13 protein-coding genes are annotated in these 13,524 nt (G+C 48.6%); 7 read left to right on the forward strand and 6 right to left on the reverse strand.

Annotated features, from left to right (window positions below; all coding sequences use genetic code 11):
* Window positions 1–10 precede the first annotated feature (10 nt).
* Complete coding sequence (locus tag K7P01_RS20925; protein ID WP_267296530.1) at window positions 11–526, reverse strand: 3'-5' exonuclease; 516 nt, start codon at window positions 524–526, stop codon at window positions 11–13.
* A gap of 307 nt (window positions 527–833) precedes the next feature.
* Entirely contained in the window at window positions 834–1,436 is a 603-nt protein-coding gene (locus K7P01_RS20930) for an FKBP-type peptidyl-prolyl cis-trans isomerase (RefSeq protein ID WP_267296531.1), read from the reverse strand.
* A gap of 622 nt (window positions 1,437–2,058) precedes the next feature.
* On the opposite strand from K7P01_RS20930, the gene K7P01_RS20935 reads away from it, so the two are divergent.
* Entirely contained in the window at window positions 2,059–2,469 is a 411-nt protein-coding gene (locus K7P01_RS20935; protein ID WP_267296532.1) for a VOC family protein, read from the forward strand.
* Between the two features lie 161 nt (window positions 2,470–2,630).
* Window positions 2,631–3,104, forward strand: a complete 474-nt coding sequence (locus tag K7P01_RS20940; protein WP_267296533.1) for a hypothetical protein — start codon at window positions 2,631–2,633, stop codon at window positions 3,102–3,104.
* A gap of 77 nt (window positions 3,105–3,181) precedes the next feature.
* Here the strand turns inward: K7P01_RS20940 and K7P01_RS20945 are convergent, their stop codons facing one another.
* On the reverse strand, window positions 3,182–3,757 hold the full coding sequence (locus K7P01_RS20945; protein WP_267296534.1) for a cupin domain-containing protein: 576 nt from the start codon (window positions 3,755–3,757) through the stop codon (window positions 3,182–3,184).
* A gap of 299 nt (window positions 3,758–4,056) precedes the next feature.
* Here K7P01_RS20945 and K7P01_RS20950 point away from each other — a divergent pair, with 299 nt between their 5' ends.
* The 3 genes from K7P01_RS20950 to K7P01_RS20960 all read left to right on the forward strand — a co-directional run bounded on the left by K7P01_RS20950 (window position 4,057) and on the right by K7P01_RS20960 (window position 8,278).
* Window positions 4,057–5,523 carry an SGNH/GDSL hydrolase family protein gene (locus K7P01_RS20950; RefSeq protein WP_267296535.1) on the forward strand — a complete coding sequence of 489 codons (1,467 nt, stop codon included), beginning with the start codon at window positions 4,057–4,059 and terminating at the stop codon, window positions 5,521–5,523.
* A gap of 69 nt (window positions 5,524–5,592) precedes the next feature.
* On the forward strand, window positions 5,593–6,831 hold the full coding sequence (locus tag K7P01_RS20955) for a GDSL-type esterase/lipase family protein (protein ID WP_267296536.1): 1,239 nt from the start codon (window positions 5,593–5,595) through the stop codon (window positions 6,829–6,831).
* Entirely contained in the window at window positions 6,809–8,278 is a 1,470-nt protein-coding gene (locus K7P01_RS20960; protein WP_267296537.1) for an MBOAT family O-acyltransferase, read from the forward strand. Before K7P01_RS20955 ends, K7P01_RS20960 begins: the two co-directional genes overlap by 23 nt.
* Here the strand turns inward: K7P01_RS20960 and K7P01_RS20965 are convergent.
* Together K7P01_RS20965 and K7P01_RS20970 are read right to left on the reverse strand one after the other, a co-directional pair.
* Entirely contained in the window at window positions 8,259–8,612 is a 354-nt protein-coding gene (locus K7P01_RS20965) for a HopJ type III effector protein (protein ID WP_267296538.1), read from the reverse strand. The genes K7P01_RS20960 and K7P01_RS20965 overlap by 20 nt on opposite strands.
* A 170-nt stretch (window positions 8,613–8,782) precedes the next feature.
* Entirely contained in the window at window positions 8,783–10,426 is a 1,644-nt protein-coding gene (locus tag K7P01_RS20970) for an RICIN domain-containing protein (protein ID WP_267296539.1), read from the reverse strand.
* Between the two features lie 387 nt (window positions 10,427–10,813).
* On the opposite strand from K7P01_RS20970, the gene K7P01_RS20975 reads away from it, so the two are divergent.
* Both K7P01_RS20975 and K7P01_RS20980 read left to right on the forward strand, forming a co-directional pair.
* A complete protein-coding gene (locus K7P01_RS20975; protein WP_267296540.1) occupies window positions 10,814–12,286 on the forward strand; it encodes a phytoene desaturase family protein in 1,473 nt (490 codons plus the stop codon).
* Window positions 12,287–12,528: 242 nt separating this feature from the next.
* The gene (locus K7P01_RS20980) at window positions 12,529–12,945 is read left to right on the forward strand and encodes a DUF4259 domain-containing protein (protein WP_267296541.1); all 417 of its coding nucleotides are present in this window, start codon (window positions 12,529–12,531) and stop codon (window positions 12,943–12,945) included.
* 11 nt (window positions 12,946–12,956) lie between these two features.
* Here K7P01_RS20980 and K7P01_RS20985 read toward each other — a convergent pair whose 3' ends face one another.
* Window positions 12,957–13,394, reverse strand: coding sequence for a cupin domain-containing protein (locus K7P01_RS20985; protein WP_267296542.1), 438 nt, complete (start codon window positions 13,392–13,394; stop codon window positions 12,957–12,959).
* Window positions 13,395–13,524: the final 130 nt, after the last annotated feature.

A 13,524-nucleotide genomic window follows, 5' to 3' on the forward strand; every position in this document is an offset into this window, starting at 1 on the left:
CCCAGATCCGTTAAAATGAAAACTTGAGTCCTTCCTTTTTTAGTGCCAACAACGCTTCTGCGTTTCCTCTTGCATCGTCGACCGGGTGGTGCGTGTGTTTTGTCTTTCTCAAATGTTTAAAATTCACATACATATCTTTTTGCATGCCTTTATACAAGCTGCCGAGATTCTGCGAGCTGAAACCAAACGGATTTCGATCTAAAAAATGGTGAAAATACCAGCATATAAACATCCAGTCGAATCCGTTATTGTCACTTATAAAAATGGGTCTGTCGTTACTATTGGACAGGATCCATTTTTCAAAATCGACCATTACGGACTGGGGCTCCGGAAAAGTCAACGTCTCCTCTCTCGAATGACCTGAAACTCGTAAAGCTTCCGGGACGAATTTTTCCGAGATGGGCTTCAGACGCCCGTAAAAAGTTTTGTCAAGTTTGTCATCTACCAAAACAGCTCCAAATGAAATCATGGAATAATCACCCGGTATAGATCCGTCGGTTTCCACATCGACCATAATCAACGACATATTAAATCTATTTATGGAAATGAAATTACAAAATAAATTCAAGATGAGAGATCGTAGAGCCCCAGTACCGGTGACTCAGGTAACTACTTAATAATTACAGCCTCAAAAATATACCTGTAATAAAAGAATCAGGAAAAGGCCCGAGGTTATCAAGACTATTCAAAAAAGCGTAACACAGGCCACGTGGCCAAGGACCTCGAGGAAGGGGAGTTTGTTGCCACTCCGGCAAACTAAAAGTACTATTCCTTCGGGCTATGCAAGTATCGGGCTGCTTCGACGCTTCATGGCGGTTACCATGAGCGTGCCGTTATTTTACAGTGATCAGCTCTACTTCAAAGATCAGGGTGGCAAAAGGCGGAATGTCACCACCCGCGCCACCTGCACCATAGGCCAGATTATAAGGAATGTAAAGTAGCCACTTGTCGCCTTCGCGCATGAGCTGCAGGGCCTCAGTCCAGCCGGGAATAACCTGGCTGACACCAAAAGTTGTTGGCTGCCCACGCTGGACGGAGCTATCGAACACCTTTCCATTAATCAGTTTCCCGGTATAATGTACCGTTACCTTTGACGTGGCGGTTGGGGTTTTGCCGTTGCCGAGCTTTAGTGCGCGGTATTGCAGGCCGCTGGCGGTAGTGGTAACACCTTGCTTGAGCTTGTTATCGGCGAGAAATTTCTCACCTTCCTCTTTGGCACCCGCATGTTTCCTGTCAGCAGCAGCCTGCATATATGCCTGTACGGTGCTGTTAGCATCTTGCAGGCTAATTTTAAGATCGTTGTTTTCGAACACATCGCGGAAGGCTGCCGCGACTGCATCTATATCCAGGGCATCAGCTCCCTGCGAGCGTACGCTGGAGGCCATCAGCACGCCCAGGCTATAACTTATTTTTTGCAATTCTGTGGTCAGTTCCATAGTCTTTTGGTTGTTTATTGATGACAGCACACGGCGGCTGGCGTCTTGTCGCTCCAGGCCATCCGTTACAACAAAGTTTTGCCGGAGGGCATGGTGAACCCGGAAGCGACGGCAAAATTATGTTTTTTTGGAGTCTTTCAAAGACGGTATGAGGACGGGCACACGCGGCAGGCGTATCTTCATGTTAAACAGGTGACTACCGAGGGTGGGTCCGGCACAGCGATTCAATCAGAAAATGTGTATTTTATTTCCCTACAAGTGGATAAGCAGTCAACATACATCGTACAATAGAGGCATGGATTTTTATGAAGAGTAAGAAAACGGCACAGGAGTTATGAACATCAAAAGAATATTTGGCTCAATACTAACAGTTCTGGGAATGGTCGGCCTTATTTACGGCGCTATACTTTTTGTGAATACGACAGGAGGAACGCGGGATATAAGAGCATTGATCATCTATGGTGTTCTTGGCTTTATTTTTCTTATATCCGGGCTTAGCCTGGTTCGAACGATTAAGGATGAGTCCTGATCAGGGTGAATTCTCACGCATGGAGCTGCTGACATAGGGTTGTCACTGTGATAGAATTTATTTGCTTTCTGTACTATCAAAACAGATGAACGAATGAATTTATCCTCAATCCGCATTATCACGGGTGACATTAAGCGCCTGGTTCAATTTTATGAGAACGTCACAGGAATGCCCTTTACATGGTATACGGACGACTTTGCTGAACTCCGAACCCCTCTTGGGGGCCTGGCGATCGGAAGCACGCGTACCCTGGCTCTTTTTGGAGGGAGTGATGTTGCCAGTGCCGCGAACAACCGTTCCGTTATCATAGAATTTATGGTGGATGACGTCGACGACAAGTACCGGCAGTTGACGGATATACTGGGTAGCCAGGTAGTGCAAAAGCCAACAACCATGCCCTGGGGCAACCGTTCGTTGCTGTTCCGGGACACCGACGGCAATTTGGTTAACTTTTTTACGCCGTTGAGTCAGGAAGCGAAGGAAAGATCGAAAACAAAAATATAAGAGTCGTGAACCCCTGGTTTGTGAACAGGCGATCAAAAACCGGGACTCGTACGCGTTGTCGATGTTAGTCAATCAGTTATGTTCGATTTTAAGAAGGTCGATGTATCTTACCACCCCAATACACCGGACTGATCTAATCTAACATTGACAACGTATTTCAGATGATTGCTTCTTCCATAAACGAGATAAAAAGAGAATTGAGCACCCTTGAGCCGGAGACGCTGCTTGCGCTTTGCATGCGTATGGCAAAATATAAAAAGGAAAACAAAGAATTGCTCACGTATCTTTTGTTTGAGTCTCACCATGAGCAAGCGTATATTGAAAATATAAAGGAAGAAATTACGGAACAGTTCAAGACCTTGCCGAGCAATATCTATCTCCTTAAAAAAACACTCCGGAAGATTTTGCGCATTGCCAATAAGCAGATTAAATACTCCGGCGCAAAACAGACTGAGCTTGAAGTACGCATTTTTTTCTGTACAAAAATGAAAGAAGCACACGTTCCTCGGCAACAGGGTTCTGTGCTTTTTAATATGTACCAGCAACAGCTAAAAAAAATCAATGCCGTTCTCGGAAAACTTCACGAAGACATTCAGGGAGATTACCTGCGTGAGATCAGCGATATCTCACGTTAACGAAAGGGATGAAACAGAACGCTAATCACGCGTTCCCTCAACCCCAAGGGTAGGGTAGGGCCACCCACAGTCAGGAACTACTGTTTGAGGTGGGTAATCGGCGGGCCTACGACTTCCAATCCATGTTCCTTACGAAAGGCTTTGCGTTCTGCCTCTGTCATGTTTGCTGTAACACCTTGGCTGATAGCGAGGAAATTAGCCTCCATTTTTCCCGCAGGCTGAAAGAACATAAGCATACGTGCTTCTCCCTCGCCCACTTTGGCGAAGGCGTGGGGAACACGACGTGGACCGAACACGCTATCGCCCGCTTTGGCGCGAAAAGTCTCGTCGCCCACCCGAAACAGAAACTCGCCCTGAAGGATATACCACCACTCATCCTGCTCGTAGTGAAAATGCAACGGCGGGCCACCCTCTTTCAGGCGGGTCGATTCGAAAACAAAGATGTCGCCGTCTGTATCCTGGGTAGAAACTTTGGTATAGAATATATCACCCTCAAAAAGACTAATACTTTTACCCGAGCGATCTTTTCCCGCCTCTACCCGGAAGCCTTTGACCTCGCGGGAGCCTATCCAGGAACGGGCACGCGCCCATACTGGCGTTATCAGTAAAGCCAACGGGGCGATCAGCGCCTGGAGAAAAGAATTTCGTTTCATAGCCGTAAAGTAGCACTGCCCCGGGGGGGGGTCAATTCCCTTTTAAGGGTACGTAAAAAAACGGCGTCTTTTAAGGGATCACAAGCGACCTGAGCTGTCAACGAGATCACGTTAAGACTTCGGCGAAAGTACTTGTGAAAGCAAACCGGAGGAGAGCCAACCTTCTATTGAGTGAAGAACCGGCAGGTGTTGATGGCGAACAAATACCGCCCGATTCAGGGCGTTTCAACGTTCATTTTACTATTTTTACCCGAGGAAATTTTTTGTAAGCCCTATGGCTGATTTTTTTAACCTTCATCGTGGCCTTCAACAACAACATACGTGATCCGCTAAGACTTTGCCTGTGGGTCGTCGGTCTGTTATTCCTTTTTTCACTGCTGCCCAGGTTTTCGATTGGCACCTGGACGTTCCGGAAGGTCGATCCCGTCGCCGACATCCGCACGGATGGGCATGCCCCGTCCAACAACCCACAAATCTCCCTGGATTCTATAAAAACGGAGTCGTCGCAAAAGAACATGGACTCCGCCACCCATATCGCTAAAACCGGTTGCCCTCCGGGCCTCACCTGCATCGAAAATTACAGCCCGGACGGTGTCGCGTTGAAGCACTTTATTCGGGCGCTGAACGAAATGCACGAAAAGCATAAAGCTGTGCGGGTGGCATTTTATGGCGATTCATTTGTAGAAGGAGACGTGTTTTGCGGCAGCCTGCGGGATACGTTGCAGCAGATCTTCGGGGGCGAAGGCGTCGGCTACGTTCCTATCACGTCCGAAGTAGCCGCATTCCGCTCAACCATCCGGCATACATTCGAGCATTGGAAAACCTATTCGCTGCTCGGTAAAACAGACTCTTCCGCGCTGCCCGGCCCCTCGGGATTCTGCTTTCTCCCACAGGAAGGAAACCAGGTCGAGTACAAACCGTCACGCCAGCGGTTTTTGCGCGACTTCAACACCGTAAAATTGTATTACAAGAATACAGGGCATGCCGTCATCGACTACACGGTCAATGACACCATCAACCACACCGAAAATCTCAAAACATCTGGCAAGCTGCAGGAGTGGTCGCACCGGGGCAAAAAGATGAGCGCCATCCGCTTTCAGTTTCAACAGCCGGACAGCCTGGAAATGTATGGCGCCAGTTTTGAAAACGGTGAAGGTATTTATGTCGACAACTTTTCCATCCGTGGAAACTCAGGCATGGGCCTGGCCAAAATTCCCGATGCGACACTCGCGGAATTCAATAAACATCGTAATTACAAGTTGATTGTTCTTCAATACGGACTCAACAGCGTGCTCGAAGATTCGCTGAACTATGGCTGGTACGTAGAGCGTATGATTAACGTGGTCAATAAGCTCAAACGTCTGTTTCCGAAAACGAGTATTTTGCTCATGAGCGTAAGCGACCGAAGTTCAAACACGACCGGCGAATTCAAGACCATGAAAGCCATTCCCGCCATGCGAGACGCCCAACGACTCATTGCAGAACGCACCGGCATCGCCTTCTGGGACCTGTACGAGGCCATGGGCGGAGAAAACAGCATGGTAAAACTGGCAGAAGCAAAACCACCCCTGGCGGCGAAAGACTACACCCACCTGAACTTTAAAGGAGGCAGGAAACTCTCGAGCCTGATGGCCAAGAGCCTGCTGCACGAGCAAAAATCCTATAACGAAAAACAGGTGCAAACGCAAAAACCGAAGTCGAAGCAAAAGCCGAGACAAAAATCGAAGGGCAAACCAAAGCCCAAAACCAAAACCAAAAAGACATAGCGAAAGATAGGATGCCGGCATTGCCTGCAAGCCCCAATCATTAACTTTTCCATGCGCGTGATTCATAAAATGAAATTGACATACGTTACGGCCTTTCTTCTCCTGGTCCACATCGGTGGATACGGACAGGCTATTGTCGATTTTACGTACAAGACGTTTAGTCTGGAGAATGAGGAAGCGAACACCATTCAAAATGCAGCCCACCTCGAGGAATTTTTTGAGGAGCTGATCCGGCTGAAAGTAGCGGGGAAAGGTAAGATCAACATCGTCCACATCGGCGATTCTCATATCCAGGGAGATTTTCTCACCGATGTCGTACGCAGAAATTTCCAACATGATTTTGGTAATGCTGGCCGAGGATTAATCGTTCCCTACAGAGTTGCCGGAACAAACGAGCCTGCAAATTTCCACACGTCATCATCGTCCCTCTGGCAATCCAAACGCTGCGTTCACCCCACGCAGCCGCTTCCCATTGGCATCGGTGGCGTAACGATCAGCACAGGCCAACCTCAAACAGACCTTACCATTCGGGTAAACAGCAGTGAGCAGCGCGACTACAGCTTTAATGCAGTAACCGTATTCTTTCAAAAAGACAGTGCCAGTTTTCACTTTTCTGTACGCGATACCGCCAATGCTGAGCTGGCATACATCGGACCCTATCCGGATGGGCCGTTTGTGAATTCCTCCAGGGTTATACTGCCCCGCGCCGTAGAGCAGACAAGCATTTATACGGTAAATCCAAACGAGGGACAGCGACAGGCAACTATTTTCGGTGTTAACCTTGAAAATGGACGTCATGGCATTTTGTATCACGCCATCGGTGTGAATGGAGCAAAGTATGCGCACTATAATGCCGCAATTCATTTTGCCCGGCAAACGCAAGCCTTGCATCCTGCCCTCATTATAATTTCCCTTGGCACGAACGAAGCCGCCGATTACCCTGCCCTCGATCTATCGATACCACAACATATTGATAAACTGGTGCAATCCCTGAGAGAATATAATCCCCAGGCAAAATTTATCCTGGTCACACCTCCCGATTCTTTCCGCAAAAAGATAAAACCCAACCCGGGCGTAGAAACAATGCGTAACCATATCATTCAATATGCAGTCGAAAACGGGCTGGCCTTTTGGGATATGTACAAAGCTACCGGCGGAAAAGATTCAGCCATGCAATGGAAAAACAAAGGCTTACTTCGCCCCGATGGCATACATTTCTCCAGAGACGGATATGCATATCAGGGCGATCTTTTTTATCAGGCCATCATGAAGCGCTACAACAACTATGTTTCCCTTCGACATCCATAAACTCGCGCAACAATTTGTTTACCATGCTGACCAGCCCTTGCTTTTCAACAGTGGCTTCTTTCTGCTCTTGTTTACCGTGTTCTTATGGGTCTATAATGCGTTAAGCCACACACAACGGCCTAAGCTCATATTCGTAACACTATTCTCCCTGTACTTCTATTACAAGTCCAGTGGGATCTATTTTGTCTTACTGATTTTTGCCGCAATCGTGGACTTTACCCTGGCAAAATTGATTTACAATACCGACGAACAATGGAAGAAGAAATTCTTCATAGCACTCACCCTGGTGATCAACCTGGGACTGCTGGGGTATTTTAAGTACACCAATTTATTATACGAAGCATTTTGCTCGGTTTCAGGCAATGAGTTCAAGCCCCTTGATATTTTCCTTCCCGTAGGGGTTTCATTTTTTACATTTCAATCCCTCAGCTATACGCTCGATATCTATCGGGGCACACTAAAACCTGTCGATCATATTCTTGACTACGCTTTTTTTGTTTCGTTCTTCCCGCAATTGGTCGCGGGCCCCATTGTTCGCGCGGCCGATTTTATTCCTCAAATTTACAAGCCTACGATCGTAACCCGCGAAATGTTTGGCCGCGCCGTGTTTCTGATCGGTTGCGGATTATTCAAAAAGGCGATTATCTCAGACTACATCAGCATCAACTTTGTCGACCGTGTTTTCGATGCGCCCACGCTTTACACGGGACTTGAGAATCTTTTCGCGGTCTATGGCTACGCCCTGCAAATCTATTGCGATTTCTCCGGATACTCCGACATGGCCATTGGAATCGCCTTGCTCCTGGGCTTTCACTTCAACATCAATTTCGATTCGCCCTATCAATCGGAAAGCATCACCGAGTTCTGGCGACGCTGGCATATCTCCTTGTCCACGTGGCTTCGTGACTATTTGTACATTTCGCTGGGAGGTAATCGCCGTGGCAGGATCAGAACCTATCTGAATTTAATGATCACCATGTTGCTGGGTGGGCTATGGCACGGCGCATCCTGGCGCTTTATGATCTGGGGCGGTCTTCATGGTGGCGCCCTGGCGTTTCATAAATGGGTCAGTGAGAAGATCACGATTCCCGATACAACGCCCTGGCGGTGCGCCGGCTGGCTGCTCACGTTCCACTTCGTTTGCTTCTGCTGGATTTTCTTCCGTGCTAACGACCTCGAAATCGCTGGCCAGGTGCTCACGCAAATTACCAGCCATTTTAATGCCGGAGTGTTAAGTGAATTTATCTCGGGCTATAAAATGGTGCTTATACTAATGCTGATTGGATATCTCTTGCATTTCACTCCTAAAACAATCGAGCAGCAGGCAGAAGAATTTGTTATTAAAATGCCGCTGATGGCAAAAGCCATTTGCCTGACGACCGTGATCATTATTATGCTTCAGATAAAATCCGCCGGCGTACAGCCCTTCATCTATTTTCAGTTCTAATAACGAGGGCCGGCCCTTCAAAAGCGATCCCTGGCCAGCCATGGATCATAAATTGCCTGATATTCTGATGATCCGTTCCCGTTGGATTCTCTAATACGGACTGATAATGTTCTGCAAATAAATAAAGGGTGTCTTCTTTGTCCAGCGTATTTAGTTGCGCGAAGGTAAAAACCTTTGCACTCCCCTGATTTTGAGTTGCTTCATTATGCAACGCTCCATTTTTAAAGGCCGTTGGCTGATGTTGATAATACGTTTCTATAAACTCAATCACCTCTTTAAACGGGAGTGAATTCTCTTTTAACTTTTTTAATAAGGTTGGCAGATGCTCTTTCATTCGGGATATTTTATCCAAAATTAAATAACCTACCTTAAAACTCAAGAGTGACCATCTACTTTTGGTCACGCGGTTCCCCGATCTGCGGGCTGATAGAACATGCTATTCACGGCCGCATGGGCAGCGACGTGAATAGCATGCTGTTTTTTTATATGGGATGTCAGCTCACCTTACAATCCGATCTTCGAATAGGGTATGCGCAAGCCGCGTATCCGGTAATAATTCGGGTCGATGAAGTTGTTGACACAGTCACTCACGCCGCAGGCCGACTGATTAACGGAATAGGTGATGAGCAACTCGTTACGCCCGTTCGTGAACGTAGGATGAACGTTAGGCGTATAGTAACGCGTGTATTGACCCTGGAAATAGTCGTTGATCTTATACACTTCTACGGCCGCGGAGAATGGTCCTGTCGGGCTTGTCGACGTTGCCGTGTAGATGTTTCTCGGAGCGTCGCAGTTGAAACCCTGGTCCATGGTGATCATAACATATTTTCCATTGACGTAATTGATCGCCACGGTACCTTTTCCTTCCGCGATGCGGGCCCCGTTTCCGGTGGTCGGCGTGCTGGTCCAGCTGGAGCCGTTCCAGAACGTCCACGAATTCGGACTGCTGGTAGCGAATCGCGCCACATGTACATTGTTCAAATAGCCGAAGCTGGTGGCCTGCGTGCCGTAAACGTACACGTAGCCGTCGCTGGCCTTGACCATGCCCGCGGCGTAACCAATGTCGGTCTGGCCCGACATGCCGGCGGGAGTAGTGCGTTGCACGGTCCATAATGTACCGGTGCTTTGGGTCAGCACGTAGATCGACTGATTGGTCATGTTCAAGCCGTTGCCCTCACCACAGTGCATATACACCTTATCGCCGATCTCCACGCCGTTGCCTGGCCAGCTCCAGCTGGTACCAGCCTGATTGCTGCAGATCTGCTTGGGCCTGCCCATAGGGCTATTGATGGTCATGTTGGGGTCGTCGGGAAGCCAGTTGGTCTTGTCCTGCTGAATGATGATGGAATTGTTATAGTCGAAAAAATCAGTACAGTTGAACATGCCGTTCGACTGAAGCTTGGCGCCGTCCCAGGCGTCTTGCGTTACCCAAAGCACTTTTCCATTGTTGCCGCTCCACGTCAACGGAATGCTGCTTCCCTGGTCCCAGGCCACCGATCCCAGCGACGTGCTGTTCCGCTGAAAGTACCGGGTCACCTCGTCGTCGAGGTAGGAATCGGCGGCAAGCGCCGTGAGGATCCAGCGTTGGTTGGCCGCTCCCGCGGAATAGGTTTGTTGCACGATGGCGGTACCATTCGCGGTAGAGCTGTTCAGATTGGTGACAGCCAGTCCGTTACCCTTGTTGATAATGGCATATCCGCCGGTCACTTCGCGGAACTCCCAAAGCTGCGCGTTCGTGCCGTTGTACCGGTATTGCTGTAACTGTAACCCGCTGGCCGTGCCGCTGTTGGGAACGTCCAGCACTTTGCCGCTATGAAGGTTCATGAGGGCATAGTAAGGAATGCTGTTGACAGTCTGTTTATAAATGACCTGCCACTTCTGCCAGAGGTCGCCGGCGCTCGTGGCGCTCCACTGAACGATCTTGGTGCCGTCTTTGAACTTCTCGTTGATCCCTGGATTTCCGGTTACTTCCATAAATAAATTTCCGGCGGCGTTTTTGATCGTATACGTGCCGTACTGACTCGGCGCAGCGGCCGCAGTGCCGAACACCGTCTCGTCGGGAGTGTTGGGTTGAATGGAATCCTGTTGACAGGAGGGAAGGGTGAGCGCTATGCACAGCGCATAGGGCAAGACACGGGTGATTTTCATATGAGTTGGTTGTTTAAGAGTAATTCAAAACGGCAGCGTAATGCACATCATACAATCACACTCAATATGAGCACAGTCCCCCGCACCGCCAATAGGCAGGACACGAGGTTTGCTATACTGATCACGTTCAGCATTACAATTCTTCAGGACAGGACAAAGGAATAACCGTAAACCGCATTACTGCGATTTTTCAAATCTCACCAGACAAAATTCCAGAAATAAAAACGGATACCGTATATCCAGACACTAAGTTAATCGTTTTAGCAAAAACGCGAACATTTTAATAAACTTTATTTAACCCCCTGCTTGGGGTGAGGGTCGATCGGGTATAGCATCTTTCTTGCGGTCTGGCATATTTGTCGTTTTATATGTAGCTATGCGAAAGTTATGTATGATGTTGTCATTGTAGGCGGTGGGATGGCCGGCATGTCGTGTGCCTTGCGTTTGCAGGCAAAGGGCTTTTCAACGTTGGTATTAGAAGCGCACGGCCAGCTAGGAGGGTGCGCTGGCTTTTTTACTAAACAAGGTTTCTCTTTCGATGTGGGGGCAACGACCCTTGTTGATTTTCAGGAGAACGGTATCGGTGGATTGTTCTGCGCGGAAGTGGGCCTCGAACTACCGGGCGGTGAGTACATCGACTACGTTGCGTGGTTGCCCGACCGGCAGGTTACGCTTTACCACGATCAGCGCAAATGGGTGCGAGAACGGGCAGAAAAACTTGGCGACAGCGACGCACACCGGGCATTCTGGAAATTGTCGGATAAGGTTTCGTCCGTATTCTGGAAGGCCAGTCGGAAGGGGATCGTTCTTCCGTTTACCAGTCTCGCGGATATTATTCGCGCTGTGAAATGTATCGGTGTCTCGAATCTATACCTGGCGCGGTACCTGAACAAAACCATGCTGGACGTACTGAAAGAACTTAAGCTGGAGAATGACCTGCCGCTGCGCGGGCTGTTGGCAATGTTGATCGAAGATACGCTGCATACGACCATCGAAGAAGCGCCCTTCATCAATGCAGCTTTGGGGATCACGATACGAGGATCAGGACTGATGCGTCCCGTCGGCGGCATGCGCGGCTATTTTAATTATATAGAAGCACATTATAAGAAAATAGGCGGCACGGTTAAAAAGGGACATACCGTGACGGTATTGCAGCAACGGGAACAATGGGAAATTACGACATCCAAAGCAACCTTTGCTGCCAGGAAGGCCGTTGTAACGCTGCCGTTGGAGAACTTGTATGCAATCGTTTCTCCGTCCGTCCAGGTAAAATTGGATCGGTACCGGACGCCAGGCATAGACTTATACGGCGGGGCTATCGTTGTCTTTCTGGGTGTGCCCGAAGAGAACGTTGCCACACATGCCATCTGCCACCATCAGCTGTTAATCGACTATGATCGGCCGCTCGGAAACGGCAACAACATGTTTATCTCTATTTCGGCCGCCGGTGACCATGCAAGTGCGCCGCCGGGTTTCCGCGCGGTTATGCTATCCACGCATTGCAGTATCGCGCCGTGGATAGACTTGCCGGACGCAGAATATCACGAGAAAAAGGCGGCCATTGCCTCCGTACTCATCGACCACGCGACACGTGTGTACCCGTCGCTCATGCTTCATCACCGTATTTTAGAGGTCGGTACTCCCGTGACGTATCAAAAGTACACCCGACGGTATTTGGGCGCAGTTGGGGGCCATAAGCTTAACAGGAAAAATGCAAACCTGCATGCAATCCCGCACGATATCGGTGTAAAACACCTGCTGCTGGCGGGCGACGCTACCTGGCCGGGATTAGGGACCGTGGCCAGTGTAATGGTTAGCAAGATCGTCAGCGACAGGCTATACAGAACGCTCATGCGGTGACATATAGCGTGAAGACTTCTCACGCATAGTCTTTGGCACGCCAGCGAATAAAGAACTTTTTCGTATACTCGTGCTCAAATTAGTGTGAAAAGATAGTAACATCACGGTAAAAAAAGACGGTTACTTCACAAAGTTGGAGTGGTGACTGCGCAGGATGGTCAGGTACTAGGCCTGAAGCTTTGAAAGGGCAGACACTGCTTCGGTATTTATCAAAATGTAAATTATAAATAAACTATAAAATCATGGGAGCTTGGGACTACGGGATATTTGACGATGATACTGCCTACGAATTCACGGACGAGATTAAAGACGATCCGAGGGAATTCTTTAAGTCATCCTTTGAGCATGCCATCGGCCAGGAGTATTTAGATTATGACGAATGTCACGCCGTTACGGTATCGGCTGCTTACATGGACAATTTGCTTAACGGAACGCAGTTCAGGACGGATAGCGATGAAGACACCGACGAAAGTAATGTGAATTTGTTCGGTACGCTGCATAAAGATTTAGATGTTTCCGATTTGAAGCCCCTGGCAGTACGCGCTTTAAAGAGGGTCTTGGCCGAGAATGCCGAGCTAAATGAACTCTGGTCTGAAAACGAGGAGCTCTACCCGAAATGGAAGCAAGGTATCATTGATGTCATGGAAAGGCTTCAGTGAGAAGGCATACGTTAATGGTCCCGGGCTCCGTCACCTTTCGGCACCGTAATCGGAGTGCCCTCTATTCCGGCATAAAATACAATAAGCTCGACAGGCTCATTGCCGTCGTTTTTACCAGAATGCCAGATATTAACCAGCTCAACAATTGGTTCCCCCGCTTTAATAAGCATTGACTCTCCCGTCTCTGTGCTAACCGTCAGCTCGCCTTTCAAAACCACTCCTGCATTGATAACGGGGTGCTTATGCGTTTTTAAAGCCGTGTGTGGTGGGATCGTTATTTTTAGAATTGTAACCTGCGGCGTTCCGGCAGGATAGCCCGGCAGCGCCGCGCCGTTCCAGCTCTTCGAGCTTTCTACCAACTTCACCACCTCCGTCTTTGGTACATTTTGACCGTACGCCGCAGCCATCACTATTAAAAAAAGCCCCAGGATTATGCTTACCCTTTTCATTTCTATATGAGTTTAAGTACAATTACGCATCATTTACCGCCAAAATCGCCTGTAGTTGGTTCCATACCCCAACTGGATTTTGTAGCCTCTAGTGTATATAAAAATCCCGGCTCAGAAGAGCCGGGATTTG

Origin of the sequence: Parachryseolinea silvisoli (genome assembly GCF_021190955.1) — a bacterium.
GTDB lineage: Bacteria > Bacteroidota > Bacteroidia > Cytophagales > Cyclobacteriaceae > Ohtaekwangia > Ohtaekwangia silvisoli.

Coding starts and splice junctions, on each gene's coding strand:
- K7P01_RS20925 (WP_267296530.1), bottom strand. CDS start 526: ATGTCGTTGATTATGGTCGATGTGGAAACCGACGGATCTATACCGGGT.
- K7P01_RS20930 (WP_267296531.1), bottom strand. CDS start 1,436: ATGGAACTGACCACAGAATTGCAAAAAATAAGTTATAGCCTGGGCGTG.
- K7P01_RS20935 (WP_267296532.1), top strand. CDS start 2,059: ATGAATTTATCCTCAATCCGCATTATCACGGGTGACATTAAGCGCCTG.
- K7P01_RS20940 (WP_267296533.1), top strand. CDS start 2,631: ATGATTGCTTCTTCCATAAACGAGATAAAAAGAGAATTGAGCACCCTT.
- K7P01_RS20945 (WP_267296534.1), bottom strand. CDS start 3,757: ATGAAACGAAATTCTTTTCTCCAGGCGCTGATCGCCCCGTTGGCTTTA.
- K7P01_RS20955 (WP_267296536.1), top strand. CDS start 5,593: ATGAAATTGACATACGTTACGGCCTTTCTTCTCCTGGTCCACATCGGT.
- K7P01_RS20960 (WP_267296537.1), top strand. CDS start 6,809: ATGTTTCCCTTCGACATCCATAAACTCGCGCAACAATTTGTTTACCAT.
- K7P01_RS20965 (WP_267296538.1), bottom strand. CDS start 8,612: ATGAAAGAGCATCTGCCAACCTTATTAAAAAAGTTAAAAGAGAATTCA.
- K7P01_RS20970 (WP_267296539.1), bottom strand. CDS start 10,426: ATGAAAATCACCCGTGTCTTGCCCTATGCGCTGTGCATAGCGCTCACC.
- K7P01_RS20975 (WP_267296540.1), top strand. CDS start 10,814: ATGTATGATGTTGTCATTGTAGGCGGTGGGATGGCCGGCATGTCGTGT.
- K7P01_RS20980 (WP_267296541.1), top strand. CDS start 12,529: ATGGGAGCTTGGGACTACGGGATATTTGACGATGATACTGCCTACGAA.
- K7P01_RS20985 (WP_267296542.1), bottom strand. CDS start 13,394: ATGAAAAGGGTAAGCATAATCCTGGGGCTTTTTTTAATAGTGATGGCT.